Genomic DNA, 25,077 nt, shown 5'->3' with positions numbered 1-25,077 from the left:
GACCGCATCCTTTTTTCCTGAGGCTAAGCGCCCGAATTTGCCGCCCGTAAACGCCGCCAAACAGCCGGCGCCACTACCACGGCAACACCGACGGCGGCGCCAATGACGGTCTCGATGATGCGGTCCCGCAGCAGCAAAGCAGGATCCACCGGCGCGGCCAGCAGAGTAGCAATCAACGCCAACGGCGTCACGAAGACCTGGGCCACCAGATACTGGCGTGCAATGAACATCTCCGCCCCGAACTGGCACGCTGCAATGACCAAAACCATGGCCCACGGCGCGGGATTCAGCCAGAGAATGCCAGCGAGCAAGACCAGCCCAATCACCGTTCCTGCGATCCTTTGAATGCCACGGCTCACCCTGTGCCGTGTGGAGTGACCCACCAACGGAACAACAGCTGCCACCATGGCCCAGTACGTATGCCCGAACCCCAGCCGTTCCCCCACCAACGTAGCGATGGTTCCCGCCAGCCCTGCGGCCACCAAGTAGCCGGCACCCTCAAGCCAGATGGCACGCTTTTCGGCCGCAGTGTGACGAATGGGCGGGGGCCGCTTCCACGGAGTCCGGTGGCTCTTGAGGATCCGCGATGACATACCGATCAGCAGGCACAACACGGTAGTGGCCACCGCCACCAGCATGGCTTCCCAGAGGGGAGGCTGAGCCGTGATCGAGGCAATGGCAGCGAAGGCGAAGATGTGAAACAAGGAGCCACCGGGCCGGAGCCGCCACGCTGCAACCACCACGGAGCAGGCGCCGGCAACCAGTGTGGTCGCTGCCGTGAGTAGCCAGGAGTATGCTGCACCATCCATGCCCCCTGCTTGCGCCAGGCGGGCAACCATCGTGGCCAGAAGAATAATGAGAAGCATGAAGCCGCCGGCGCGCAACTGACTGCGGAAGCGCACGCTGTGAGGTTCGTTCCTGCCGTAAATACCGGTGAACGCCCCGAACGAAGCAAACACGGCCAGATCCAGCCGCCCCAGCAGCGTCAACGTAATCAACGGAACAAACACACCTACAGCGCAGCGGAGTGCGGGATGGTGGTCCTTGTTTCCAGGACCCATCGTGAACATTTCCGCTACAGCCTTCAAGGGGCGGCTCGCCTTTCGTCGCAGGATCAAACGTACGACGGCGGCGCTGGCGTCCGCTTCAAGGTTACGCCCGGCATTTAGGGCTACCCGGGTATTGGGCGCAGATAGTGCCCCTCATCACGTGTACGAGGGGCACTATCTTTGAAACATGGCCGGGACCCTGGGACTAGAAGTTTGACGCTGCTCCAGCCAACGGGGTTGTCGCCAGTAGGTTGCCGGCCAAGTCCGTGATTCCAGATGCGGGCGTGTACGTCGCCGCTAGCGCGCTTCGATTTGCGTTGCTTGGGGTGCCCGAAACAGTTGCACCCAAGGTGATGGTGAGTGTTTTTGCCGTGGCATCCCAACCCAGGGTTGACCCGGAGTACGTCAGGACTCCTGGTGACGGCCCGTAGATGGCTCCCAGATCCACGCTGCCCACCGTAAGTGTCGGCGAGCTGCCGGCGCTGACCGTGAGCACGTTGCCTGAGTTGATACTGACCGTCACATTTTGGGTAGGTGATCCACCCGGCGAATCAGTCCATGCGGTGTTGACTGTACTGACTTTAAGAACCTCGGAGTACGTCAGCGTCACGGTATCGCCCGGGTCGATCTTCCCATCCCTGCTCCCACCGTTGTTCAGTCTGACGCCCGTAACCTTGGGCGCTGTTGCGTCCTTTGATGAGGTCGCAGACCCTGCGAGGCTGACGTTTCCTGCTGCGTCCGTTGCCCTCGCAGAATAGGTGATGGTTCCGTCACCGAAGCCACGGAGATCAACCACTGCAGCCGTCCACTTGCCAGAGCTGTCGGTGCCTATTTGTTGGATTTTGGGCTGCGCTCCTGCGCCGGAGATGGTCAGGGTGATCGTCGAGTTCGGTTCGGCTGCGCCCTTGACCAGAACTTCCGCAGCAGTTGTCCCGTTAAGGGCGGCGGGTGCGTTCACACTGGGCGCGTCCGGCGCAGTGGTGTCCGTAACCGGAGTGGTTGCGTTGCTGCGAAGGCTTTCGGCTCCTTGCCAGAGGGACAGCAGGGGAGTCACCGCGTAGTACCAGGTCCCGGCCGGGACGCCAACTTCAACGCAGCTCAATGCTGCAACGGTTGCGCTGCAGCTGCCCGTTGCCGGAACCTTCGTCCCGCCGGTCGCCGTACTGTAGCGGGAGATGCTGTAGCCGGTTACGGACCGTCCTGCCGCCGTCGTACTAGCGGTCCAGGCGACCGTCACGCTGGTGCCGGAAACGGTAGTAGTTGGCCTCGCGCCTTGGCTAAGGGCATCAGCTTTTGCCACTCCGGAGCCGGCACTGACCGAACCCCAGAAAGCAACGGCAGCGGGCCCTCCCCAGGAGACGAAGAGGATTCCCACCACGATTAAGGCAATGCGATGCCACCGGCCAAAGGTGCCGATGTTGGTGGTCTGACGATGCCGACTCACTTCCGCACCTCCATGGTGACGGGAACAGTGAACTGGGCGCCCTGGCAGGCAGACGGCGAAGCAGCGCTCATGCTTGCCGCCCCCTGAAGCGTGAGCGGGATGGAGCTGTTTGCCTGAATAGTTATCGGCGGTGACAAAGGAATGGGAGGCGGCGTGAAGGTGACGCCTGTGGTGGCACAACCTGGGTGGGCTGCGTCGGCGGTGACGGCACCATTGCCCGCGATGCCATAAATGGTCACCGCGTGGGAATTGGGGTTTGTGGCTCGCAAGATGACGTCGGCGGTCCCACCGGGTGCAAGGCTGGTTTGCAGGGTATCGCCCGGAATGAGCGCGTCCACCGTGACGGTCTGCATGGTGCCATTCGTTGCTGATCCACTGCCAGTTCCGCTGGTAGCCCAGTAGGCGTACGCGGTCCCTGCGCCGCCCAGGATGCAGAGGGCCACGGTGGCAGCGGCTGTTCGTGCCAGGCGTCCTGTGTTTGGAGTGCGCGGAGTTCGGGCTGTCGCAGTCATGTCAGTTCGCCTGTCCCGTGCCGGAGTACGTGAGCTTGAGGGTCGCGCCTTTGCAACCATCCTGAAGCTGGGCGGTGTCCAGCATTTTGAGCTGCGGCCACTTCCCTGGCGGCACGTTCAAGCGTGAAAGTGAACTGGTGCCCGGCTCAACGGTGAGTGGGTATGACCCTGTGTATTGGGCGATGTGGTAGTCCGCGGCCGTGCACGGTAGGTTAGCGGCCACAGCGGCGGGCGTCCTGACCACTTGGCTGATCTGCACGCTCAAGTTCGTCACCGCGATGCTCTTGTTGTTGGTGTTGTTGATCTGCAGGTCCACTCCGCGGGAGACCCCCGGGGCCAGGAGCCCGACGACGGAACCGGAAACTCCGAAGTTCCGTTTGACCTCCAAAACCTGCAGCTGTCCCGGTGCCGTGTTGGACATGGTTGTCCCGCTGCTGGCCTTGATGGTGAAGTCGGTCTTCGTGGCCGGCGTCGTGGTTGCCGTGGCAACGGTCAGCGTCACCTGTGCGGTGCTACCGGACGTGAGGTTGACCAACGACGGCGACTGGCTGGCAGTCGCTCCTGCCGGCAGTCCCGCGACCGCGAAGGTCACCGGGCCGGCGAAGCCCCCGGTGGATGTCGCAGCCACCGTGAACGTGACGGACTGCCCCTGGTCCACGGTGCGGCTGGAGGGTGACAGCGTCACGGTCATTCCCTTGCTGTCCTTCGCCTGGTTCCCTTGCGAGGTCCCCTGCCCGCTGCTTGCCGCGAGGGCCGCCACCGGGACGAAAGCAACTACGAGCGCAAGTATCAGCGCGCGGAGTGGCACTCGTGTTCGGTGGAACGGCGTTGTTCGCGTTGGCCGGTGGTCCATGGAAGCTCTTTTCGGACGTGTTCGGTGCTGCGGGCAGAAATGCGTAGGCCGGGGACCACTGGCAAAGTGGTCCCCGGCGCGCGACCTTAGACGCTGCCGACGGTGATCGTTACCACCGCGGACTTGCAGGCGTCCTGGTTCACCGTTTCGTCCTTGAATTTCAGGACGCCGGCGCCCACGGATGTTCCTGTGGTGTTGGCCGCGACCGGGCTGTTGCTGGTGACGGCCGTGACCTGGAACCACTCCGGAAGACAGCCAGCCACGTTTGTGGTCACGCTGGCGGTGAGGGCGCCCACCACGGTGCTGGAAGTGGTCGAATTGTCGGCCGTGTAGGCAACATCAACCTGGTTGCCCGGCGCGAGTCCTCCTGCGAAGTTAGCGTGAAGGGTGACCGTTCCGCCGCCGGCCGAGTTGGTTGCCGTGCCGTTGCCTGAACCGGTGGTGGTCCAGTAGGCGTAGGCGGCTCCGCCACCCACTGCTACCAATGCCACACCTGCGACGGCTGCGGTGACCCGGCTCTTCTTGGAAAGCTTGCGCATGATAAGACTCCTTGGTTGATCTACGTCCCGGGGAGCCGCGTCGCAACCCCCAAGCATCCGATCGTTGTTGTCGGATGAAGCGATGTCCCCAATGGTTCAGTCAGCGCAAGTGCCGTGGCTAGGTTTCCGGGTACCTCTCTTTTCATTCGAACAGGGAGTCGAAAGATACCCACCTGTGCGATGCCGGTACTTAGTTTTTCCGCCTCACTACTTGGCCCCCCGCAGGTATACCCAGCTTCGGCGGTGCGTCGAGTACTCACCTTCCCCGGGCTGTGTCCAAAATATGGACACAGCCGTCGCCGCCGCCAACGCCCGAACCGTGGCGCGAGTGCGCGAATATTGTGCTCGTCTTGAGCAAAAACTGCGCTGGTGTTCGATTGTGTCGGCTCCTTGACGGACAGTTTTACTAGTGTCTAGGACTCACGCCCGACGGCGGCCGGTCGCCCCTGAGAGGCAACCGACCGCCGTCGTACTTCTGCTGTTGTGATGGCCAGCAACGTGGTGGCCAGCGAAATGCTTGTGCGGGTGTTTAGCCGTGTGCGGCGAGGATGGTGGAGGCTTCCTGGCGAGTGGTGCCGGAGTCCTGGATGCCCTCGGCGATGTGGGCGAGCTCGTCGGGGATGTCCCGGCCTTTCTTCCGCATCGCGGTTGCCCAGAGGCGCCCGGCCCGGTACGAGGACCGCACCAAGGGTCCGGACATGACGCCGAGGAACCCGATTTCTTCGGCCTCGTGCTGGAGGTCCACGAACTCCTGCGGCTTGACCCACCGGTCCACCGGCAAGTGACGCTCGGACGGGCGCAGGTACTGGGTGATCGTGATCAGGTCACAGCCGGCCTGGTGCAGGTCACGCAGGGCTTCGGAGATTTCCTCGTGGGTCTCGCCCATGCCCAGGATCAGGTTGGACTTGGTCACCATGCCCAAATCCCGGCCCTGGGTGATCACGTCCAGGGACCTCTCGTACCGGAACGCCGGACGGATGCGCTTGAAAATCCTCGGCACGGTCTCCACGTTATGGGCGAACACCTCGGGCTTGGAATCACAGATCGCCGCGATGTGCTCGGGCTTGCCGGAGAAATCAGGGATCAGCAACTCCACCCCCGTACCCGGGTTCAGCTCATGGATCTTCCGGACCGTTTCGGCGTACAGCCACACACCTTCATCGGCCAGGTCATCACGGGCTACCCCGGTCACCGTGGCGTAGCGCAACTGCATCGCTTGGACACTGCGGGCCACCTTGGTGGGTTCGAACATGTCCACCGGGGACGGTTTACCCGTATCGATCTGGCAGAAATCACAACGCCGGGTGCACTCGGACCCGCCGATCAGGAACGTCGCTTCCTTGTCTTCCCAGCACTCAAAAATGTTCGGGCAGCCGGCCTCCTCACACACCGTGTGCAGGCCTTCCTTCTTCACCAGGTTCTTGAGCTGGACAAACTCCGGCCCCATCTGGACCTTGGCCTTGATCCACTCAGGCTTACGTTCAACCGGGACCGCCGAGTTCCGCTGCTCAACGCGCAGCAACTTACGGCCTTCAGGTGCGAGTGTCATGACGTTCCTTTGTGTTGATTTCCAAGGTGTGAGGCCTGCTCTGCACGTTCAGCGTGCGTTTTAGGGCGCAGAGCGGGCCTCGCAATGCATGGTGGTGTGCCACTTAGCATTCGACGACGTTGACGGCCAGGCCGCCCATCGCGGTTTCCTTATACTTATGGGACATGTCCTTGCCCGTCTCCCGCATGGTCACGATCACCTCGTCCAACGACACCCGATGCGTCCCATCCCCCCACAACGCCATCTTCGCCGCGTTGATGGCCTTCGCCGCCGCGATCGCGTTCCGCTCAATACACGGAATCTGCACCAACCCCCCGATCGGATCACACGTCAGCCCCAAATTATGCTCCATGGCGATCTCCGCCGCGTTCTCCACCTGACCCGGCGTACCGCCCATCACTTCAGCCAACCCGGCAGCAGCCATGGACGACGCCGACCCCACCTCACCCTGACACCCCACCTCAGCACCCGAAATGGACGCCTGCTCCTTATACAACACACCCACAGCACCGGCAGCCAGCAGGAACTTCACCACCACATCATCCCGGTCCTGCTGGGTAGCTTTGTCCATGCCCGGGGCGTAGTTCAACGCGTAATACAACACCGCCGGAATAATGCCCGCCGCACCATTAGTCGGCGCCGTCACCACCCGGCCACCGGAAGCGTTCTCCTCATTGACCGCCAACGCGATCAAATTCACCCACTCCTGCCAATACTTCGGATCATTCCGGTCCTTGTCCTCCTTCAGGAGCCGCTCCAACCAATCAGGAGAACGACGACGAACCTTCAAACCCCCGGGCAACACACCCTCACGCTTCAACGACGTTTCAACACAGGCCTCCATCACGGCCCAGATATGCAGAAGACCCTCACGGATCTCCTCCTCAGACCTGCTGGCACGCTCATTGATGAACATGATGTCGCTAATGCCCAACCCCTTGGACGAACACCGGCCCATCAACTCCGCCGCCGTCCTAAACGGCAACGGCAACTCCTTCTTCGACTCCTCAAGATCCTCCAGAGCCGCGTCTTCCTCACCCTCCCGAACAATGAACCCACCACCCACCGAAAAGAACGTCGCCTCCCTGAGAACGTTCCCCTCAGCATCACAGACCTGAAACTTCATCCCATTCGTATGCCGCGGCAACACCGTCAACGGATGAAGAACCATATCCTCCAGGGTGTAGTCGAGGAGGATCCCGCCGGCCAGATTGAGCTTGCCCGTGTCAGCAATGGATGCCAGCCGCTCCTCTACCTCAGCGGGCAGGATCTTTTCGGGGTCGAAGCCCTCAAGTCCAAGCAAGACAGCTGTGAACGTCCCGTGTCCCTTGCCCGTGGCGGCCAAGGAGCCGTAGAGATCAACCCGCAAGCCTGCAACGGATTCGAGCACCCCGGACTCACGGAGCTCCCGGGCAAACACCGCCCCAGCCCGCATCGGCCCCACAGTATGAGAACTCGACGGGCCAATACCCACAGTAAACAGATCAAAGACCCCAACGGCCATGGTCATTTCCTAACGACGTACAACGAATAGAACCCGCCCCGCCCCCAACAAACGGAGCGGACCCTCAAACCCCAAACACCAACCACCAACCACGAGCCCGACTGCCCCCTCCGACGCCGCCCCTCGGCACCGCGCCTCGCCATTCCGGGGGTTCGCTGCCCAACATGCCGTTCGCACGGCATACTGCGCAGGGAACCCCCGAATCGGCCAGGAATAATCTCCCAAGCAAACGGACAAGCGCGCCCGGCCCCAACACTGGTGAGTGGAACGTCGGCCCCTGTGGACCTGGCAACCCGAGCGAATCCAACAGGCGAACCCGAGGGGCGAACCCGCCGGGCTACTGCGAGAGGTTAGCGACACCCGGGTACAGCGGGTGCGCCTTCGCAAGAACATCAACCCGGCGCCTCAACCCGGAAAGGTCGGCATCGGCGTCGGCGATCAACACTTCGGCGATGATGTCCGCGACCTCCCGGAAGGCTGCTTCGCCGAATCCGCGCGTAGCCAACGCCGGGGTGCCGATGCGGAGGCCGGAGGTGACCATGGGCGGGCGCGGGTCGAACGGGACGGCGTTGCGGTTGACGGTGATATCGATCGCGGCAAGCCGGTCTTCGGCTTGTTGGCCGTTGAGTTCGCAGTTGCGCAGGTCCACGAGGACCAGGTGCACATCTGTTCCACCGGACACCACGGAGATGCCCTTGGCTGCCACATCTTCCTGGATCAGGCGCTCGGCGAGGATGCGGGAACCGGCCAGGACGCGTTCCTGGCGCTCACGGAACTCCTCCGAAGCGGCAATCTTGAACGCGACAGCCTTGCCCGCGATGACGTGCTCAAGTGGTCCGCCCTGCTGGCCCGGGAACACGGCCGAGTTGATCTTCTTGGCGATGTCGGCGTCGTTGGAGAGGATGATGCCGCCGCGCGGACCGGCGAGGGTCTTGTGCGTGGTGGACGTGGTGACGTGCGCGTGCGGGACCGGGGACGGGTGCAGCCCGGCGGCCACCAGCCCGGCGAAGTGGGCCATATCCACCATCAGGTAAGCGCCCACAGAATCAGCGATCCGGCGGAATTCAGCGAAGTCCAGCTGCCGCGCGTATGCGGACCAGCCGGCAACGATCAGTGCCGGTTTGTGTTCCTGCGCCAGGCGCTCAACCTCGGCCATGTCCACGGTGTGCGTATCCTCGCGAACGCCGTACGGGACCACGTTGTAGAGCTTGCCGGAGAAGTTGATGCGCATGCCGTGCGTCAGGTGCCCGCCGTGGGCGAGGTTCAACCCCATGATGGTGTCGCCGGGCTTGATCAGCGCGTGCATCACCGAGGCGTTGGCCTGCGCTCCGGAGTGCGGCTGCACGTTCGCGTACCCGGCCCCGAACAAGGACTTGATCCGGTCGATGGCCAGCTGCTCGATCACGTCTACGTGCTCGCAGCCACCGTAGTAACGCTTGCCCGGGTAACCTTCGGCGTACTTATTGGTCAACACCGAGCCCTGAGCCTGCATCACAGCGACGGCTGTGTGGTTCTCGGACGCGATCATTTCCAGGCCGTCGCGCTGGCGACCCAGTTCGTCGTCGATCTTCGCAGCGATCTCGGGGTCCAGCTCGGCGAGCTGTGCGTCCAACGACGCCGACACCACCTGCTGGTAGTCAGTTACAGATACCGGGTTCACAGTTCTCCACCGTTCGTTGCAGCGTATTCTTCGGCCGACATGAGCGGCCCTTCTTCCGTTGCGGCCACCTTGAACAGCCAGCCTGCACCGTAGGGATCGTTGTTGATGAGCGCCGGATCGCTGACAACGGCGTCGTTGATCTCGGTCACCTCCCCCGTCACGGGCGAGTACAGATCGGACACGGACTTGGTGGATTCCACCTCGCCGCAGGTCTCCCCCGCGGTCACAGTGGAACCAACCTCGGGCAGGTCCACATACACAATGTCGCCCAAGGCATCAGCGGCAACCGCGGAAATCCCGATCCCCACCGGCCCGTCCCCATCGACGGCAACCCACTCGTGCTCAGCCGAGTACTTCAATTCAGCAACTACCTTGCTCATTTCAATTCCTTCTCTCTCTTCGAGTTTTTGTACAGTTGATGCCCTCAAAAGGGCCTCATCGGGGCGTTATGTGTACAAAAACTCCTATTTTTGGCGCTTGTAGAACGGCAGCTGAACAACCTCGAAGGCTTCTGCCTTGCCGCGGAGGTCGACGTCCACCATCGTGCCGGGTTTTGAATGTTCGACGTCGACATACGCCAACGCGATCGGGTAGCCGAGCGTGGGGCTTGGCTGGCCGGAGGTGACTTCGCCGATCAGGGAACCGTCCTTGAGGACGGAGTAGTGTCCGCGGGCAGCTCGACGACCGGTGCCCTTGAGGCCCACGAGCTTCTGGCCGAGGGTGGATCCGACGCCCGCGGCCTTGATAGCCGTGAGCGCGTCGCGGCCCACAAAGTCGCTTTCCTTGGCCAGGGAAACGACGGGGCCCAGGCCTGCGGCGTAGGCGTTGATGTGGCGGGAGAGCTCGTTGCCGTAGAGGGGCATTCCTGCTTCCAGGCGCAGGGAGTCACGGGCTGCGAGTCCGGCGGGGATAAGTCCGTGGCCTTCGCCTGCCTCGAGGAATGCTTCCCAGAGGCCAGGCGCATCGACGTTCGGGACGTAGATCTCGAAGCCGTCCTCGCCGGTGTAGCCAGTGCGGGCAAGAAGCAGGTCCTGGGTGCCGCCGTCGAAAGTAATGCCCACCTCCGCGGCCGCGTAGTACTTCAATTCAGTGACCAGGGCGTGCTGTTCGGCCGGGACGAGGGTCAGCAGGATGGCCTCGGCGTTGGGACCCTGTACGGCGATCAGTGAGGTCTGGGCTGAGGCGTTGTCCACCACGACGTCGAAGCCGGCTGCGCGCGCCAGCAGCTCCGAAGCAACCACCTCCGCGTTGCCCGCGTTGGGGACCACCAGGTACCTGTCCACGCCTTCTTCGGAGGGGCGGCGGTACGTAATGAGGTCGTCGATGATGCCGCCGTCGGCGTTGCAGATCAGTGAGTACTTGGCTTTGCCCACCGCGATGGCGGACAGCTTGCCCACCAGCGCGTAGTCCAGGAAAGCAGCCGCGTCGGGGCCGGACACCCAGACTTCTCCCATGTGGGAGAGGTCGAACAGGCCTGCCGACTTGCGGACTGCGTGGTGCTCGGCGAGCTCGGATTCGTATTTGAGGGGCATCTGCCAGCCGCCGAAGTCGGTGAAGGACGCGCCGGCCTTTTTGTGTTGCTCGTAGAGAGCGGTGTAGTTCTCAGACATGTGGGGAGTCCTTAGTTTTCAAAATCTTCGAGGGGCGGGCAGGAGCACACGAGGTTGCGGTCACCGGCGGCGCCGTCGATGCGGCCAACAGGAGGGAAGTACTTGTCCTGCTTGAGGTGGTGGACCGGGAAGGCGGCCTGCTCACGCGGGTAGTCACGGTCCCAGTCGGAACTCACGACGGCGGCAGCCGTGTGCGGCGCGTTGCGCAGCGGCGACTTCTCAACAGTGAAATCACCACCGGCCACCTGTTCGATCTCGGCACGGATGGTGATCATGGCTTCGATGAAGCGGTCGATCTCGGCAAGGTCTTCCGACTCCGTGGGCTCCACCATGAGCGTCCCCGCAACCGGGAACGCGAGCGTGGGAGCGTGGAAGCCAAAGTCGATGAGGCGCTTGGCAACGTCCTCGGCCGTGACACCCGTGCGTGCGGTCAGCTCGCGGAGGTCCAGGATGCACTCGTGGGCTACCAGTCCGCCCTCGCCCGTGTACAAAACCGGGAAGTGCTCATCCAGGCGGGAGGCAACGTAATTGGCTGCGAGCAGCGCGGACTTGGTGGCTTCGGTGAGACCCTGGCCGCCCATGAGCTTCACGTACGCCCAGGAAATCGGCAGAACGCCGGCAGAACCATAGCGGGACGCCGAGATGGCCACCCCGTGTCCTTCCTCGTGCGTCGCTTTGTTCGCATCGCCTGGCATGAACGGAGCCAGGTGTGCCTTCGCAGCAACAGGGCCAACGCCCGGTCCACCGCCACCGTGCGGGATGCAGAAGGTCTTGTGCAGGTTCAGGTGGGACACGTCGCCGCCGAACTTTCCCGGCTGGGCCAAGCCAACCAGGGCGTTGAGGTTGGCGCCGTCAACGTAGACCTGGCCGCCGGCTGCGTGGATCGCGTCGCAAACCTCGCGGACGTCGGCGTCGTACACACCGTGCGTGGACGGGTACGTGATCATGATGCAGGACAGCACGTCCTTGTTGGCCTCGATCTTGGCCGTCAGATCGGCATGATCAATAGTGCCGTCGGCAGCCGTAGCCACCACAACAACCTTCATGCCGGCCAGCACAGCCGAGGCAGCATTGGTCCCATGAGCCGAAGCAGGGATCAAGCAGACAGTGCGCTGCTCGTCGCCACGGGACAGGTGGTAGCCGCGGATCGCCAGCAAGCCGGCCAGCTCGCCCTGCGAACCGGCATTGGGCTGGATGGAGACCTGGTCGTAGCCGGTGATCTCCGTGAGGTCGGCCTCGAGGTCGGTGATCAGTTCACGCCAACCGGCCGTCTGGTGGTCGGGAGCGAACGGGTGGATGGAAGCGAACTCCGGCCACGAGATCGCTTCCATCTCGGCGGTCGCGTTGAGCTTCATGGTGCACGAGCCCAGCGGGATCATGGTTCGGTCCAGCGCGAGGTCCCGATCGGACAGCTTGCGGATATAGCGCAACAGCTGCGTCTCGGAACGGTGCGTATTGAACACCGGATGCTGCAGAAAATCGGAGGTGCGGACCACTTCAGAGGGCAGTTCGAACCCTGCGGCGTCCCTTACTGGACCGGCACCAAAGGCGACGGCCACCGCGGAGAGGACCTCCGGCGTCGTGGTTTCATCAACGGAAACGCCAACGGTGTCCGCGTCGATGAGCCGCAGGTTGATGCCGCGGGCTTCGGCGGCGGCGATGACCTTGTCAGCTTTGCCGGGAACGCGGACGGTGAGGGTGTCGAAGAAGGCCTCGGAGACGAGTTCGCGGCCGGCCTTCTGCAGTGCTGTAGCCAAAACACGGGCGTGCCCGTGGACTGTTTCGGCGATCGCCTTCAGGCCTTCGGGACCGTGGTACACGGCGTACATCGAGGCGACGATCGCGAGCAGAGCCTGAGCGGTGCAGATGTTGGACGTGGCCTTCTCGCGGCGGATGTGCTGCTCGCGGGTCTGGAGTGCCAGGCGGTAGGCAGGAACGCCGGCGTTGTCCTTGGAGACGCCCACGATGCGGCCGGGAAGCGTGCGCTCCATGCCTTCGCGGACGGCCATGTAGGCAGCGTGCGGGCCGCCGAAGAACAGCGGCACACCGAAGCGTTGCGCGGTTCCGACGGCGATGTCCGCACCTTGTTCACCCGGGGGCGTGATGAGGGTGAGCGCCAGAAGGTCGGCGGCAACCGTTACCAGGGCGCCGCGTTCCTTCGCGTCGGCAATGACGCCGGAGTGGTTGAAGACTCGGCCCGAAACGCCCGGCTGCTGCAGGACGACGCCATTGATGTCGCCGTCGGGAAGTCCGGCCGACAGGTCCGCGATCTCAACCTCAAAGCCCAACGCCTCGGCACGTCCCTTCACGATCGCGATGGTCTGCGGGAGGAGGTCGGAGTCCAGGACAGTCTTGCCGTCCTTGGCAGCCTTGTTCTTGTTGGCCCGGCGCATCAGCAACACGGCCTCGGCAACGGCGGTGGCTTCATCCAGCAACGAAGCGTTGGCAACAGGCAGCCCCGTGAGGTCCTGCACCATGGTCTGGAAATTCAGGAGTGCTTCAAGGCGGCCCTGGGAAATTTCCGGCTGGTACGGGGTGTAGGCCGTGTACCAAGCGGGAGCTTCGAGGATGTTGCGGCGGATAACCGGGGGCGTGACGGTGTCGTAGTAGCCCTGGCCGATCATCTGCACGGCGGTCTTGTTCTTCGAAGCCAGCTTGCGCAACTCTGTGAGGACCTGCACCTCGGTGAGGGCATCGTTCAGCTTCAGCGCTGTGTCCTGGCGGATGGAATCGGGGACCGCGACGTCCACCAAGCCGTCGACAGAGTCGTAGCCGATGGCCTTGAGCATGGTGTCAACGTCGGCCTGGCGACGGGCGCCGATATGCCGGTCCGCGAAGGCGGTGGGGGTTGATTTAACAGTCAAGAGGAACTCCATGATTCAGGCGCCCACTGAGCGCCACGATGATGTGGGGTTCCTCCCCGCTCTGTATTGGACCTGAGAGATTCCGCAGGGATGGTCTCCTGCTTGCACCGTCGGTGAGCCCGGTTGCCCGGACTGCTTTCCAGAGTTGCCTAACCGCGGCGGTACATGGGCCTGAGAGATTCCTGGGGAGGATTTGCTCCTACGGCGCCTGACTGGATGTACCGGCAGGACTCTCCCGCCGCAGATCAAAAGCGTTGCGCCACCTGAGTGACACGCTTCACACCATAGCGGGTAGTTTCGAAAAAGCGCAAGCAAGGTGCGGCTACTGGTGCATGGTCTCGTGAATCTGCAACGCGAACCAGAGTTGCGCCACCGTGGAGGTCTCACCCATGTCCAGCCCCGTCAGCTCACCGATTTTTCGTATGCGGTAGATGATTGTTTGCCGGTGCGCGAACAGGGCGGCAGCCGTCTTTTGCCAGGAACGCTGCGAGTTCAGATAGGTCCGCAAGGTGACGATGAGATCGCCGTCCTGGCTCTGCTCGTAGTCAAAAATTGGGCCCAGCAGTCGCCGGACCAGCGCCGTTCCTTCCTCAAAACCCGTCATGCCCAACCACGATGGTCCCTGCGCATAGTGGGCGACGTCCAGCTTGTTGGCCTTGGCCGAGCCGAGAGCCCAAAGGGACTCCTGAAGAGCCCGTTGCAGCCCCGCAACGGCGGCCGGGGCACTGATGCCGATGACGGTTTCCGCGCCGGCGCAGTGCGCCAGGACGTCGTCGTCCGCATCAGCTGGGACCACCACATGCAGCCTGTTGTTCCGCTTCAAGGACGCTGACGCAACCCCGTGCCGCCACAGTTCGATGTGCACGCCAGCCAGCCCACCGCCGTCGTCCGCTTGCTTGACAGCGTCCAATTCCCTGGCAGCGTCCGCCGACATGGAGGCGAGCACGAAATCCCGGGCCGGCACCTCAAAAGCCGTCAGCCGGCTCTCCATCTCGGCCACTCCGAGGCGTCCCTCCATGGCCTGCATCAGGAACTCGCCGGCCAGCCGGTGGCGGCCTTCCAACGACAGGACGATGCGCGAAAGCTGCAGTCCCAGCACGGTCGCGGCATGGAGAAGTACGACGGCGTCCGGGTGCGGTTCGCTGTTGGGCAGCACCACCAGAAGCGCGTTTGCATGGGTGGGAATGTCCATGGTCAGCACGTGCCTGCCGCGGATCCGGTGCCACTGGAAGTTCTTGCCGGCCACAGAGACCCGGCCGGGAAGCGGGGCCCATTCGTCGGCCAGGAAGTCCGGGAGCCGCTGACCTTCGGGATGCCACGGATGCAGGCAGCGGCGGTCCACCACGAACAGCTCTGCGTCGAGCTCCGTGGCAAGCCGCTGGACAAGGCTCTGCCAATGATCCTCGGATGCGCCGACAGTCCGGAGTAGATCGTAGACCCGCGCTGTCTGCCGGAGTCGTCGGGATTCTTCCACCAACGACGCCTCAGCAACCGAGCGGGCGATCGCGATGAACGGCAAGGGATACGGGATGTTGAGCAGGGGCAACGGCAGCCTGTCGCAAGCGGCCAGGAATTCCGCGGTCAGGGGCGGCGCGTGCATCTTCTCGCCGATGGCCAAGGCGCTGGCGCCGGAGTCCATCAAGGCTTCGGCGAGCGCCACTTGCCCGTCAGCGTCAGCTGGAATCGAGAGGCCATTGGTCATCATGAGCTCGCCGCCTGTGACCCATTCCCAGAGCCGTGGCAGGTCCGAGGTGTGGGCCCACGTGATGCGGTTGTCGGCGCCGCCAGATCCGGCCAGGAGCGTGAGGCCAAGCTGCGGCTCGGCGACGAGTTCGGCGACGGTGATTGCCATTGGTGGACTCCTGTTCTGTACGTTGATGGGGCGCTTTAGACAAAGGTATAAGAGACTTCATCATTTGTATTCAAAGTGCAGATAGCCGGAGTGACGCGGGTCACCAAGAATTGAAGTACTTACTCCCCCCGCTCCCCAAGAGCACTCACGAGAGAGGGTTGCAATGAGCGCAACAAGCAACCTCATTGACGATGCCCCACTGACCACGTTTCACAAGAAGCTGACGTTCTTCGCCTCCGGCGGACCGTTCATTGATGGGTATGCCCTATCCATCATCGGCATCGCCCTGATCACCATGACGCCGGGGCTGCAGCTCAGCACGGCTGAAATCGGTTTGATCGGCGCGGCCAGCTTAGTGGGCATTTTCTTCGGCGGTGCCGTCTTTGGGTGGCTCACCGACAAGATCGGCCGGCACAAGATGTACATAGCCGATCTCATCGCGCTGGCCGTCTTCTCCCTCTTGAACGGCTTCGCGACCGAAGTGTGGCAGGTTGTCCTGTGCCGCTTCTTCCTTGGAATGGCCATTGGCGCCGACTACCCCATCGCCACCTCCCTTCTGGCAGAGTTCCTGCCGAAGAAGCACCGCGGCCGTCTGCTGGGCGCCACCTTCGTGGTCTGGGCCGTTGGCGCGGCCGTCGCGTACGCCGTCGGTTATCTGCTTCGGGACATGGGTCCGGACGCCTGGCGCTGGATGGTCGCCAGCCCTGCGATCTTCGCCATCATTACCCTGCTGTGCCGTCTCGGCACCCCAGAGTCGCCTCGCTGGCTGCTCTCCCGAGGCCGACGTGATGAGGCTGACGCAGTCATCAAGAAGGTCTACGGGCAGCAATACGGGCTGAGCGATATCGCTTCTGACAGCGAGGGTCCCGCCAAGCAGGGCCGGTTCCTGGATATCTTCAGGGGCCAGTATTGGAAGCGCACGTTGTTTGTCTCCATCTTCTGGACGGCCCAGGTGATCCCGCTCTTCGCCGTCTACACGTTCGCCCCGGACCTTCTGGCATCTTTCGGGATGCACGGCGACGCCAACCTCTACGGGGGATCGTTCCTGATCTCCATGTTGTTCGTGGTGGGTGGCATTCCCGGCCTCTGGCTCGTGGAAAGAATAGGTCGACGCAAGTTGCTCCTTTGGAGCTTCGGCGTCATCGTGGTGGCACTCGCCATCCCGGCCTTCATTCCCGACGTCCAGGCCGCACCGCTGTTCATCGCGTTGGCGATCTTCGCGCTGGCTTCCGGCGCCTCCAGCTTCCTCGAAGTTGTCTACCCCAACGAGCTCTTCCCTACGGAGGTCCGCGCAACGGCAGTGGGCTTCGGCACGGCAATCAGCCGCATCGGCTCGGCGGCCAGCACGTACTTGATGCCCATCGCCATTGTGAGCTTTGGTGCCGCCGGTTCCCTGCTCATCGGCGCCGTCATCTCTCTGGCTGGCCTGATAGCGACGTTCTTGCTCGCGCCGGAAACGGCCAACAAGTCCCTCTCAGAACTCACCAGTAAAAAGAAGCCGGGCACCCCGGAGTCCCACAAAGTAACCGAAGGATCCCTGTCATGACCACTCACCAGCCCATTGGCCCCGTCGATGCCACCAAGGTTCCCCGCTTCGCAGGATTGGGTACCTTCGCGAGGCTGCCGCAGATCGATCGCGTTCCCGACTACGACATCGCGATCGTCGGCGTCCCGTTCGACGGCGGTACCTCCTACCGTCCCGGCGCCCGGTTTGGCCCGGCCGCAGTCCGCGAGGCCTCCCGCCTGTTGCGCCCCGGATACCACCCCGAGCTGGACGTCGAGCCGGTCAACGAAGTCCAGGTAGTGGATGCCGGCGATATCGCGTGTACGCCCTACGACATCAGCCGGGCAGTGCGCGAGATCGAGGAGCAGGCCCGCCCGCTGATCAGCCAGGACAAGAAATTGATCTCCATCGGCGGCGACCACACCATTGCCCTCCCCATGTTGCGGGCCCTCAACACAGTGCACGGCCCCGTTGCACTGCTTCACTTCGATGCCCACCTGGACACGTGGGACACCTACTTTGACCAGCCGGTCACTCACGGGACCATCTTCCGCAGGGCCTTCGAAGAGGGGCTCCTGATTGAAGACAAATCCATGCATGTAGGCATCCGTGGCCCGGTTTACGATCGCAACGACTTCCTTAAGGACCACGAGTTCGGCTTCCAGATCATTCGCTGTTCTGACCTGGATGTCATCGGCGTCCCGGCGGCCATTGACCAGGTCAAGCAGCGGTTGGGCGATACTCCCGTGTACGTTTCCATCGACATCGACGTCCTGGATCCGTCCTACGCACCGGGCACTGGCACGCCTGAAATGGGCGGACTGCATTCCCGCGAACTTCTGGCACTGCTCCGCGGCCTGAACGGCATCAACATCGTAGGCGCCGACGTCGTTGAAGTAGCGCCCGCCTATGACCACGCCGACATCACCAGCGTGGCCGCGGCAACCGTGGTGTTCGACCTGCTGGCTCTCATGGTGAACAGAGGGAAGGGCGCAAGGGTTTCCCAGCGCGATCTGGAAGCAACGTCCGCCTGATCCGGAACGCCCAAGCTGGAATCCAGTGGGGGTCCGGCGGCCAAAGACACCGCTTGACCCCCACGTGAAACCCCGGAGTGGTAGTTTGATCTCTGCTGAGGCAGACACCCGCACCCAATCGGAGGACCATCCATGTTTAAGGGTTTCAAGGACTTCATACTTCGCGGCAACGTGATTGAGCTGGCCATTGCCGTCGTCATCGGCAGTGCCTTCACCGCTCTTGTCGGAGCCTTCACCAACCACATCATCAACCCCGTGATCGCTGCCGCCGGCGGCATGAACGCCGAAGGACTGGGCTTCAAGATCTGGGAGAACAACCCCGCTACGTTCGTTGATTTCGGCGCCGTGCTGACCGCCCTGGTGACGTTCGTGATCACCGCGGCCGTGGTGTACTTCATCTTCGTGGCACCCATGAACAAAATCAACTCCCTGGTCAAGGACCGGCTCTCCACCGAGGAGCCCGAGGAGGAGCCGCTGCCTGCAGATACTGCGCTGCTGGCCGAAATCCGCGATCTCCTGAAGGACGCGGCCGCCGCCCGCAACGCAGGCCAGGGTTCGGACCTCGACCCGGACCTCGATTCGGACCGCATCCGCTAGGCCCCGCTCTCCGCGATCGCCCCTTTCCGGTTGCTTCACTGAACCCGGTTGCTTGAAGAACCCGGCGTTCTCCTCGCGAGAACGCCGGGTTCTTTGCGTTCACTGGGCTGTCCCCGGAACGTGACGCACAGGCAATCGGTTCGAAACAGGGGCAGGGCAGCATGAAAGCATGAAGCCCAACCCGAGCACTCCCGTCACCGCGGACCTCCTCTGTGATGTCTGCGGCCAGTTGCCCGAACCGCCCAAGGCCCGCCTCACCCTCGCCAACATCGCGGTCATGCTTCCCATCGAGCTCCTGGTCCATGCCGCAGTGGTGGAAACCCATCTGCCCTACGTGGCCAAGGTCCTGTTGCTGGCGGTCACGGCCACCGTGCTGGTCATCTGGGTGGCTGAGCCGTCTGCCGCGAAGGTTCTGCGGCGTTGGCTGCACGGCGCAGCCCTTCACCAGCGCAGGCAGCTTCATCTGGCGCCCTCGCTGTGGCGCGCGCGTACCCTGCTCCACGACCAGCCGGGATCACTGCAGAAAATCACCCAATCACTCGCGAAGTTGGACAGCAACATCCTCAGCCTGCATGTCCATGTGACGGCCGGAGCCGGTATGGAGGGTGCGGTGATGGACGAGTTCGTGCTCTCGGCACCGGGGAGCGTCACCGAACAGGAACTGCTGAAGGCACTGCACGACGGCGGCGGGCGTGAGTCCCAGGTTTGGCCCACCACCGCACTGGCCATGGCCGATGGCCAAACCAAGGCGCTGAGCCTCGCCACAAGGGTCGCCGGGAATCCGCAGGAACTCCCCCTGGCTGTCGCCGAGCTTCTTTCCGCGAAAGTAGTTCCCATCGATCCGGAACGCCCGGGCAGCGAGGCGACAACCGGCGTCGGGCCTTCAACAGACATCCTCAAGATCCCGACGGCCTGGCATGGACCACTGGTCTTCTCTCGTGCTGGCGAGCCGTTCACTCCGGCAGAATCGGCGCGTGCGCACCGGCTCGCCGAGCTGGCAGAGATTCTGGCATACAGTTCGGCCTCAACGGAGGGACAGCGGGGTTAGGCAGGGCGCCGCAACGGGCTCGGTCACATTCGGCGGGGAGCGCAGGTATACCAAAACCCTTGACAGTGCCGCACATCACATCTAGTTTTGTTTTTGGGATCCCAAAGCGGGATCCCAAATGATCCCGCTTCCGGCTGTGGTTCCGCCCCATCGATGGGCAGGCCCACAACAGCTGCCGCCGGCGCGGGTCAGGCTGCAGCGGTATCCCGCCCGGCTCATCCCCCCAAGACATTCCATCCCGTTGACTCCTAATGAAGGAGAAGCTGTGTCTCCCCAAAACACCCAACTGGCAACCGAGGAAACCCAGGAGAACGAGCCCACATCCGGCAAGAACGGCGTGCAGCGACGCACGAACGTCCGCTGGAAGCTCTTCATCCTGCTTCTGGTCCTCGTCGCGGTCAATTACATAGACCGTGGTTCCATCTCCGTAGCCCTCCCCATCATCCAGAAGGAATTCAACCTGCCTCCCGAGCTCGTCGGGCTCTTGTTGTCGGCCTTCTTCTGGACCTATGCCCTGATGCAGATCCCCGTCGGTTGGCTGATCGATAAGTTCGGCCCCCGCAAAATGGTCACCGCTTCCTGCATCGGCTGGGGCGCGGCCACGGCCGCTTCCGGTTTCGCTGGCGGATTCGTCAGCATGTTCATCGCCCGCCTGGGTATCGGCGTCACTGAAGCCGGCGTCATGCCGGCAGGTGGCAAGCTCAATGCCATCTGGATGCACAAGAAGGAACGTGGCCGCGGCGCCACCATCCTCGACGCCGGAGCTCCCCTTGGCGCGGGCCTGGGCGGCATCCTCATCACCTGGCTGATCGCGTCCACCGGCAGCTGGCGGATGTCCTTCATCATCGCCGGAGCAGCCACCATCCTCATGGGCCTTGCAGTCTGGTGGTACATCCGCGACAACCCCCGCCAGCACAAGGGCGTCAATGAGGCAGAAGCCGCCTACATCGAGGCTTCCCACGCCGAGGACGATGCCGAGGCCGCAAAGGAAGGCGCCCAAGGCAAGCGCGCGCTCCTCCCCTACTTGAAGTTCCGGTCCTTCTGGGCCATGTGCTTCGGCTGGCTTGGCTTCAACGGCGTCTTCTACGGTCTGCTGACCTGGGGTCCGCTTTACCTGGCACAAGCCAAGGGCTTCGACCTCAAGACCATCGGCTGGTCCACGTTCGTCATCTTCGGTGCCGGCTTCGTCGGTGAAATCCTCGGCGGCATCATCGCCGACAAGTGGCGCGCCTCCGGCGCATCCGCGAACCTCGTCATGCGTACGCTGCTGGGCATCTCCAGCGTCGTCGTGGTGAGCGGCCTCGTAGGTGTCACCATTGTCGCGGACCCGATCACCGCCGTCGTGCTTCTCTCGGTGGTCCTGTTCTTCCTGCGCTGGGTTGGCCTGTTCTGGTCCATCCCGTCCATCCTTGGTGGCCGGACCAACGCCGGTGTCCTGGGCGGTGCCATGAACTTCAGCGGCAACATTGCCGGATTCGTCACCCCGATTGTGGTAGGCCTGATTGTCGGGGCCACCGGCTCCTACACCTGGGCACTGCTGTACTTTGTTGGATCCGCCGTCATCATGGGCATCTCGGTGCTGGCACTGGATTACAACAAGCGACTCCCGGTCTGACTCGCATCGACCGGTCCGGCCGGACGGTCCTGAACCGCCGGATGGCCGGATGCCCGTCGGGTCGCCGGGCGCACTGCCTCACACATTACGAATTGGAGCTGGACATGCTTGCCGCAGAAGACACGAAGAACACTGACCGCCCCCTCCGGGAGTCTGTGCGTGACACGCTCCGTTCCAGGATTTTTGAGGGGCACTATGCGCCCGGCACCCGGCTGGTGGAACGCGATCTCGCCGCCGAATTCAATGTCTCCCGCCTTCCCATCCGCGAAGCCCTGAGGATGCTCCGGCAGGAGGGCCTGATCCGCGACCGCGCCGGCCGCGGCTCCGAGGTCAGCGGGCTGAGCCCCAAGGACGTGGAAGATCTCTTCGATGTCCGCCAATCCCTTGAGGTGCTTGCCTGCCGCCTGGCCGCCAAACGAGCCACCGTGACAGATCTCGAACACCTCCAAGGCCTCCTGAACGAGGCCGACCGCTGCCTGGCCAAGGGCTCCATTCTGGAAGCCCACCGCGCCAACAGCGAATTCCACGATGCCATCACGCGCATCGCCAACAACGATTTCCTCCGCTCCGCACTGGAACCCCTGCAGGGACGCATGCATTGGCTCTTCCGCCATGTCAGCGACCTCCCGGAACTCATCCAGGAACACCGCGACCTCTACGCCGCCATCGCCAGCGGCGATCCAGACCGCGCCGCCGCGCAATCGGCGTCGCACATCGGCAAGTACCGCGAGCAGTTCCCGCAGGAGTCCAGCGCGACGGAGCCCAAGCTGCAACGGAAGAAACCATGAAACTCCTGGTCATCAATCCCAATATCAGTGACGACGTCACAGCCCTGATCGAAGCCGAAGCACAGCGGTCGGCGGGTCCGGATACCGAGTTGATCGTGCGGACCGCCGGGCACGGCGTCGAATATATCGAGACGCGCTTCGAGGCACTGATCGCTGCGGGTGCGGTTGCCGAACTCATCGCCGAATACGGGCACGACGGCGGCACTCACGCCGGGGACGAACCCGGCGGAACCGCGGTGGACGGCGTTGTGGTGGCTGCCTTCGGAGACCCCGGCATGCCGGCCTTGAAAGAGCTGGTGGACGTACCGGTCATCGGCATCACCGAGGCCGCCCTGTGCGCAGCAGCACTGCAAGGCCACAGGTTCTCCATCATCGCCATTTCGGACCGCATACAAGCCTGGTACCTCGACTGTGTTGAACGATTCGGCTTCGGTGGCCGCCTGGCCTCCATTCGCTCCATCAACCAGAGCCTGAACTCGATCGGCTCCGTACAAGCCGATTTCAAGGAAACCCTCTTGGCACTTAGCCGGCAGGCCGTCGACGAGGACGGCGCCGACGTCGTGATCCTCGCGGGTGCACCGCTCGCCGGACTGGCCCGGGAACTTGAAGGCCACATCCCCGTGCCGGTGGTTGACGGTATCTCGGCCGGCATTCGTATGACGGAGGCCGTGGTGGCCCTGCGTTCCGGCGCCCATCGCAGCGGTTCGTTCGCAGCACCGCCGGTGAAGGCCAGGCGGGGCCTGTCGCAAGACCTCGACGCCGCCTTGGCCACAGCGCAGTCGGCCCACCGCCCTGCCACTGTCTAGAACTTTTCAAGAACAAAGGAGGACGACGATGTCCCAACTCCCCGATCTCGTCATTGCCCACGGCACCGTGGTCAACAGCTTTGGCCGACAGGACGCCCATGTAGTGGTGGACGGAGGCCGCATCATCGAGCTCATTGACGCCACCGAGCCCGTTCCTGCCGCCGTCCGCACCGTAGAAGCGGTGGGTCAACTGGTCATTCCCGGCGGCGTGGACGGCCACTGCCACGTGGCCCAAGTGACCGGCCGCTTCCGCACCCTGGATGACTACCGGACCACCTCCACCGCTGCGCTGTGGGGTGGGACCACCACCATCATTGACTTCGGTATTCCACGCGACGCCCAGGAAACTCCCCTGGATGCCGTCCTGAACAAGAAACGGCTCGCCGCCGATTCACGCTGCGACGTCGCACTGCACGGGGCAGTGGTCACGTGGGACGAGACCGTCCCGTGGCAACTGGAGCAACTGGCCGCCGAGGGTATTCGGTCCGTGAAGATGTACACCACCAACCGTGGTTCCACCATGGCCGATGGAGATACGGTCCTGAAGGTCATGCGCGAAATGGTTCGCCTGGACGGCCTGACCTACATCCACGCCGAGCACGACGCCATCATCACCGACTGCACGGAACAACACGCCTCCGATGGCCTGATCGGGATCGAGCACCTGCACCGGACCCGGCCGGAACTCGCCGAGGAAGTATCCGTCAAAGAGACGCTTGCCATGGCCGAGTACACCGGGGCTTCGTGCACCAGTCAACACCCGGCGCCGTGGACCTGGTGACCGAGGCCCGCGAGCGCGGGCAGGAGGCGTACTCCGAGACGTGCCCGCACTATCTGACCCTCGATGACACTGTCTACGGTTCGACGTTTCCCGAGTGGTACGCGTGCTGCCCGCCCATGCGCAGCGCCGAAACAGTGGCCGCTCTCAAAGACCGCCTTGCAGCCGGAGCCATCCACACGGTTTCCTCGGACCACTCCTGCTACGACCTCTCCCAAAAACGCGAGCGCACCGACGATGTCCGCTACATGCCGCACGGCCTGCCCGGCGTTGAGACCCGCATGCCGGTGAGCTTCACCGCTTTGGTTTCCGAAGCCGGCGGATCCGTGGAGGACTTCGTGGAGGTCTTCTCTGCCGGCCCCGCACGGATCAACGCCGTGCCGCGCAAGGGCGCAATCGTGGAAGGTTTCGACGCCGATCTGGTGGTCTTCGATCCCGTCAAACAGCAAACCGTCGACGGCGGCGCGCTGCACATGGGAACTGATTTCTCGCCCTTCGAGGGGAAGACGCTGAACGGCTGGCCCGCCGTCGTCGTCTCCGCTGGTCGCGTGGTACTCGACGGCGACGGTTTCCATGATCCAGGGCCCGTGGGACGTTTCGTTGCCCGAAACGGCTTCACCGAACACCGCGACTCGCTGGCCGTGCCCGTTTCTACGCTTACTCTCTAGGAGCCACCATGCCTTCCAACAATCGCGCCACCCGGATCGGAATGATCGTGCCGTCCTCCAACACCTGCCTGGAGCCGCAGACGTACCGGATCCTCGGCGATCGCCAGGACGTCACCATCCACTCAACGCGCATCCCGGTAACCCGCATTGCCTTGGACGATTCCTCGGACAAGCAGTTCGATTCCTCGGTGATGCGTGCTGCGGCCGAGCTGCTGGCCACGGCTAATGTGGACGTGATCGCCTGGAACGGTACCTCGGGATCGTGGCTTGGCGCTGCGCATGACCATGCTTTGGTCCGCGAGATCACAGAGGCCACGGGCATCCCTGCCACCACGTCCACGCTCGCTTATCTTGACGCGTTCGCGTCGTTTGGAACCGAGCGGATCGGGCTGTTCACGCCCTACACCGCCGACGTGAACGAGTCCGTGATCTCGTCCTATGCCCGTGAAGGGATCAAGACGGTCGACCACCGGCACCTGGACCTCAGCGACAACGAGTCCTTCGCGCGGGTCACCGACCAAGAGATGCTTCCTGGGTCACTCGAGTTGGCAGCTTCGCACCCGGATGCCTTGGTCTACCTATGCACCAACCTGTACGGCGCCAACATCACGGCGGAGGTGGAAAGCCGCACCGGAGTACCCGTTCTCGATTCCGTGGCGGTCACCCTCTGGCATGCCCTGAAGTTGGCGGGAGCCCCACTGCTCGACGCGAAGTGGGGCCGTTTGCTGGCTGACGCTGTGTAGCGTCAGCCAGCTCTCCGGATCCAGCTCAGTTGATGAGCTGGATCCGGATGCCTGCGCCGC

22 protein-coding genes and 1 riboswitch are annotated in these 25,077 nt (G+C 63.3%); of the genes, 10 read left to right on the top strand and 12 right to left on the bottom strand.

Going from position 1 to position 25,077, the window contains the following annotated elements; translation table 11 throughout:
* Positions 1–23 precede the first annotated feature (23 nt).
* The 12 genes from MOD31_RS20865 to MOD31_RS20810 form a co-directional block, all read right to left on the bottom strand.
* On the bottom strand, positions 24–1,088 hold the full coding sequence (locus MOD31_RS20865; protein ID WP_223941218.1) for an FUSC family protein: 1,065 nt from the start codon (positions 1,086–1,088) through the stop codon (positions 24–26).
* 166 nt (positions 1,089–1,254) lie between these two features.
* The gene (locus MOD31_RS20860; RefSeq protein ID WP_250821580.1) at positions 1,255–2,493 is read right to left on the bottom strand and encodes an Ig-like domain-containing protein; all 1,239 of its coding nucleotides are present in this window, start codon (positions 2,491–2,493) and stop codon (positions 1,255–1,257) included.
* Entirely contained in the window at positions 2,490–3,005 is a 516-nt protein-coding gene (locus MOD31_RS20855; RefSeq protein ID WP_142937473.1) for a hypothetical protein, read from the bottom strand. Before MOD31_RS20855 ends, MOD31_RS20860 begins: the two co-directional genes overlap by 4 nt.
* A gap of 1 nt (position 3,006) precedes the next feature.
* Positions 3,007–3,858, bottom strand: a complete 852-nt coding sequence (locus tag MOD31_RS20850) for a hypothetical protein (RefSeq protein ID WP_250821579.1) — start codon at positions 3,856–3,858, stop codon at positions 3,007–3,009.
* 86 nt (positions 3,859–3,944) lie between these two features.
* Positions 3,945–4,397 carry a hypothetical protein gene (locus MOD31_RS20845; RefSeq protein ID WP_250821578.1) on the bottom strand — a complete coding sequence of 151 codons (453 nt, stop codon included), beginning with the start codon at positions 4,395–4,397 and terminating at the stop codon, positions 3,945–3,947.
* A 529-nt stretch (positions 4,398–4,926) separates the two neighbouring features.
* Positions 4,927–5,946 carry a lipoyl synthase gene (gene lipA / locus MOD31_RS20840; RefSeq protein WP_250821577.1) on the bottom strand — a complete coding sequence of 340 codons (1,020 nt, stop codon included), beginning with the start codon at positions 5,944–5,946 and terminating at the stop codon, positions 4,927–4,929.
* Positions 5,947–6,049: 103 nt separating this feature from the next.
* Positions 6,050–7,450 (bottom strand): L-serine ammonia-lyase, encoded by a 1,401-nt coding sequence (locus MOD31_RS20835; RefSeq protein WP_250821576.1) that lies wholly within the window; start codon positions 7,448–7,450, stop codon positions 6,050–6,052.
* 337 nt (positions 7,451–7,787) lie between these two features.
* Positions 7,788–9,110: a serine hydroxymethyltransferase gene (gene glyA, locus MOD31_RS20830; protein WP_308196392.1), complete on the bottom strand. Its 1,323-nt coding sequence runs from the start codon at positions 9,108–9,110 to the stop codon at positions 7,788–7,790.
* Complete coding sequence (gene gcvH / locus MOD31_RS20825) at positions 9,107–9,490, bottom strand: glycine cleavage system protein GcvH (protein ID WP_017197389.1); 384 nt, start codon at positions 9,488–9,490, stop codon at positions 9,107–9,109. Before gcvH ends, glyA begins: the two co-directional genes overlap by 4 nt.
* An 84-nt stretch (positions 9,491–9,574) precedes the next feature.
* Positions 9,575–10,720 (bottom strand): glycine cleavage system aminomethyltransferase GcvT, encoded by a 1,146-nt coding sequence (gcvT, locus tag MOD31_RS20820; protein ID WP_250821575.1) that lies wholly within the window; start codon positions 10,718–10,720, stop codon positions 9,575–9,577.
* Between the two features lie 11 nt (positions 10,721–10,731).
* Complete coding sequence (gene gcvP / locus MOD31_RS20815) at positions 10,732–13,584, bottom strand: aminomethyl-transferring glycine dehydrogenase (protein WP_250821574.1); 2,853 nt, start codon at positions 13,582–13,584, stop codon at positions 10,732–10,734.
* A 149-nt stretch (positions 13,585–13,733) separates the two neighbouring features.
* Positions 13,734–13,832, bottom strand: a riboswitch (glycine riboswitch).
* A gap of 74 nt (positions 13,833–13,906) precedes the next feature.
* Positions 13,907–15,436, bottom strand: coding sequence for a PucR family transcriptional regulator (locus MOD31_RS20810; RefSeq protein ID WP_250821573.1), 1,530 nt, complete (start codon positions 15,434–15,436; stop codon positions 13,907–13,909).
* A gap of 163 nt (positions 15,437–15,599) precedes the next feature.
* On the opposite strand from MOD31_RS20810, the gene MOD31_RS20805 reads away from it, so the two are divergent.
* The 10 genes from MOD31_RS20805 to MOD31_RS20760 all read left to right on the top strand — a co-directional run bounded on the left by MOD31_RS20805 (position 15,600) and on the right by MOD31_RS20760 (position 25,017).
* Positions 15,600–16,982 carry an MFS transporter gene (locus MOD31_RS20805; RefSeq protein ID WP_142937460.1) on the top strand — a complete coding sequence of 461 codons (1,383 nt, stop codon included), beginning with the start codon at positions 15,600–15,602 and terminating at the stop codon, positions 16,980–16,982.
* Positions 16,979–17,974: an agmatinase gene (speB, locus tag MOD31_RS20800; RefSeq protein ID WP_142937459.1), complete on the top strand. Its 996-nt coding sequence runs from the start codon at positions 16,979–16,981 to the stop codon at positions 17,972–17,974. The genes MOD31_RS20805 and speB overlap by 4 nt, the downstream gene beginning before the upstream one ends.
* Before the next feature lie 132 nt (positions 17,975–18,106).
* Entirely contained in the window at positions 18,107–18,571 is a 465-nt protein-coding gene (gene mscL / locus MOD31_RS20795) for a large conductance mechanosensitive channel protein MscL (RefSeq protein WP_166841890.1), read from the top strand.
* 169 nt (positions 18,572–18,740) lie between these two features.
* On the top strand, positions 18,741–19,619 hold the full coding sequence (locus MOD31_RS20790; RefSeq protein ID WP_166841891.1) for an amino acid-binding protein: 879 nt from the start codon (positions 18,741–18,743) through the stop codon (positions 19,617–19,619).
* Between the two features lie 265 nt (positions 19,620–19,884).
* Entirely contained in the window at positions 19,885–21,234 is a 1,350-nt protein-coding gene (locus tag MOD31_RS20785; RefSeq protein ID WP_223941225.1) for an MFS transporter, read from the top strand.
* A 104-nt stretch (positions 21,235–21,338) separates the two neighbouring features.
* Entirely contained in the window at positions 21,339–22,022 is a 684-nt protein-coding gene (locus MOD31_RS20780; protein WP_142937456.1) for a GntR family transcriptional regulator, read from the top strand.
* Complete coding sequence (locus MOD31_RS20775) at positions 22,019–22,828, top strand: aspartate/glutamate racemase family protein (protein ID WP_142937455.1); 810 nt, start codon at positions 22,019–22,021, stop codon at positions 22,826–22,828. The genes MOD31_RS20780 and MOD31_RS20775 overlap by 4 nt, the downstream gene beginning before the upstream one ends.
* 28 nt (positions 22,829–22,856) lie before the next feature.
* Positions 22,857–23,609: an amidohydrolase family protein gene (locus MOD31_RS20770; protein ID WP_250821572.1), complete on the top strand. Its 753-nt coding sequence runs from the start codon at positions 22,857–22,859 to the stop codon at positions 23,607–23,609.
* Entirely contained in the window at positions 23,573–24,274 is a 702-nt protein-coding gene (locus MOD31_RS20765) for a dihydroorotase family protein (protein ID WP_250821571.1), read from the top strand. The genes MOD31_RS20770 and MOD31_RS20765 overlap by 37 nt, the downstream gene beginning before the upstream one ends.
* A gap of 8 nt (positions 24,275–24,282) precedes the next feature.
* On the top strand, positions 24,283–25,017 hold the full coding sequence (locus MOD31_RS20760) for an aspartate/glutamate racemase family protein (protein ID WP_142937453.1): 735 nt from the start codon (positions 24,283–24,285) through the stop codon (positions 25,015–25,017).
* The last annotated feature ends 60 nt before the right edge of the window (positions 25,018–25,077 follow it).

This window comes from Paenarthrobacter sp. TYUT067, from assembly GCF_023656375.1.
In the GTDB taxonomy this organism is placed as follows: domain Bacteria; phylum Actinomycetota; class Actinomycetes; order Actinomycetales; family Micrococcaceae; genus Arthrobacter.
Note: the sequence above shows the minus strand (reverse complement) of the source record. Positions and strands in the feature narration are given on the sequence as shown.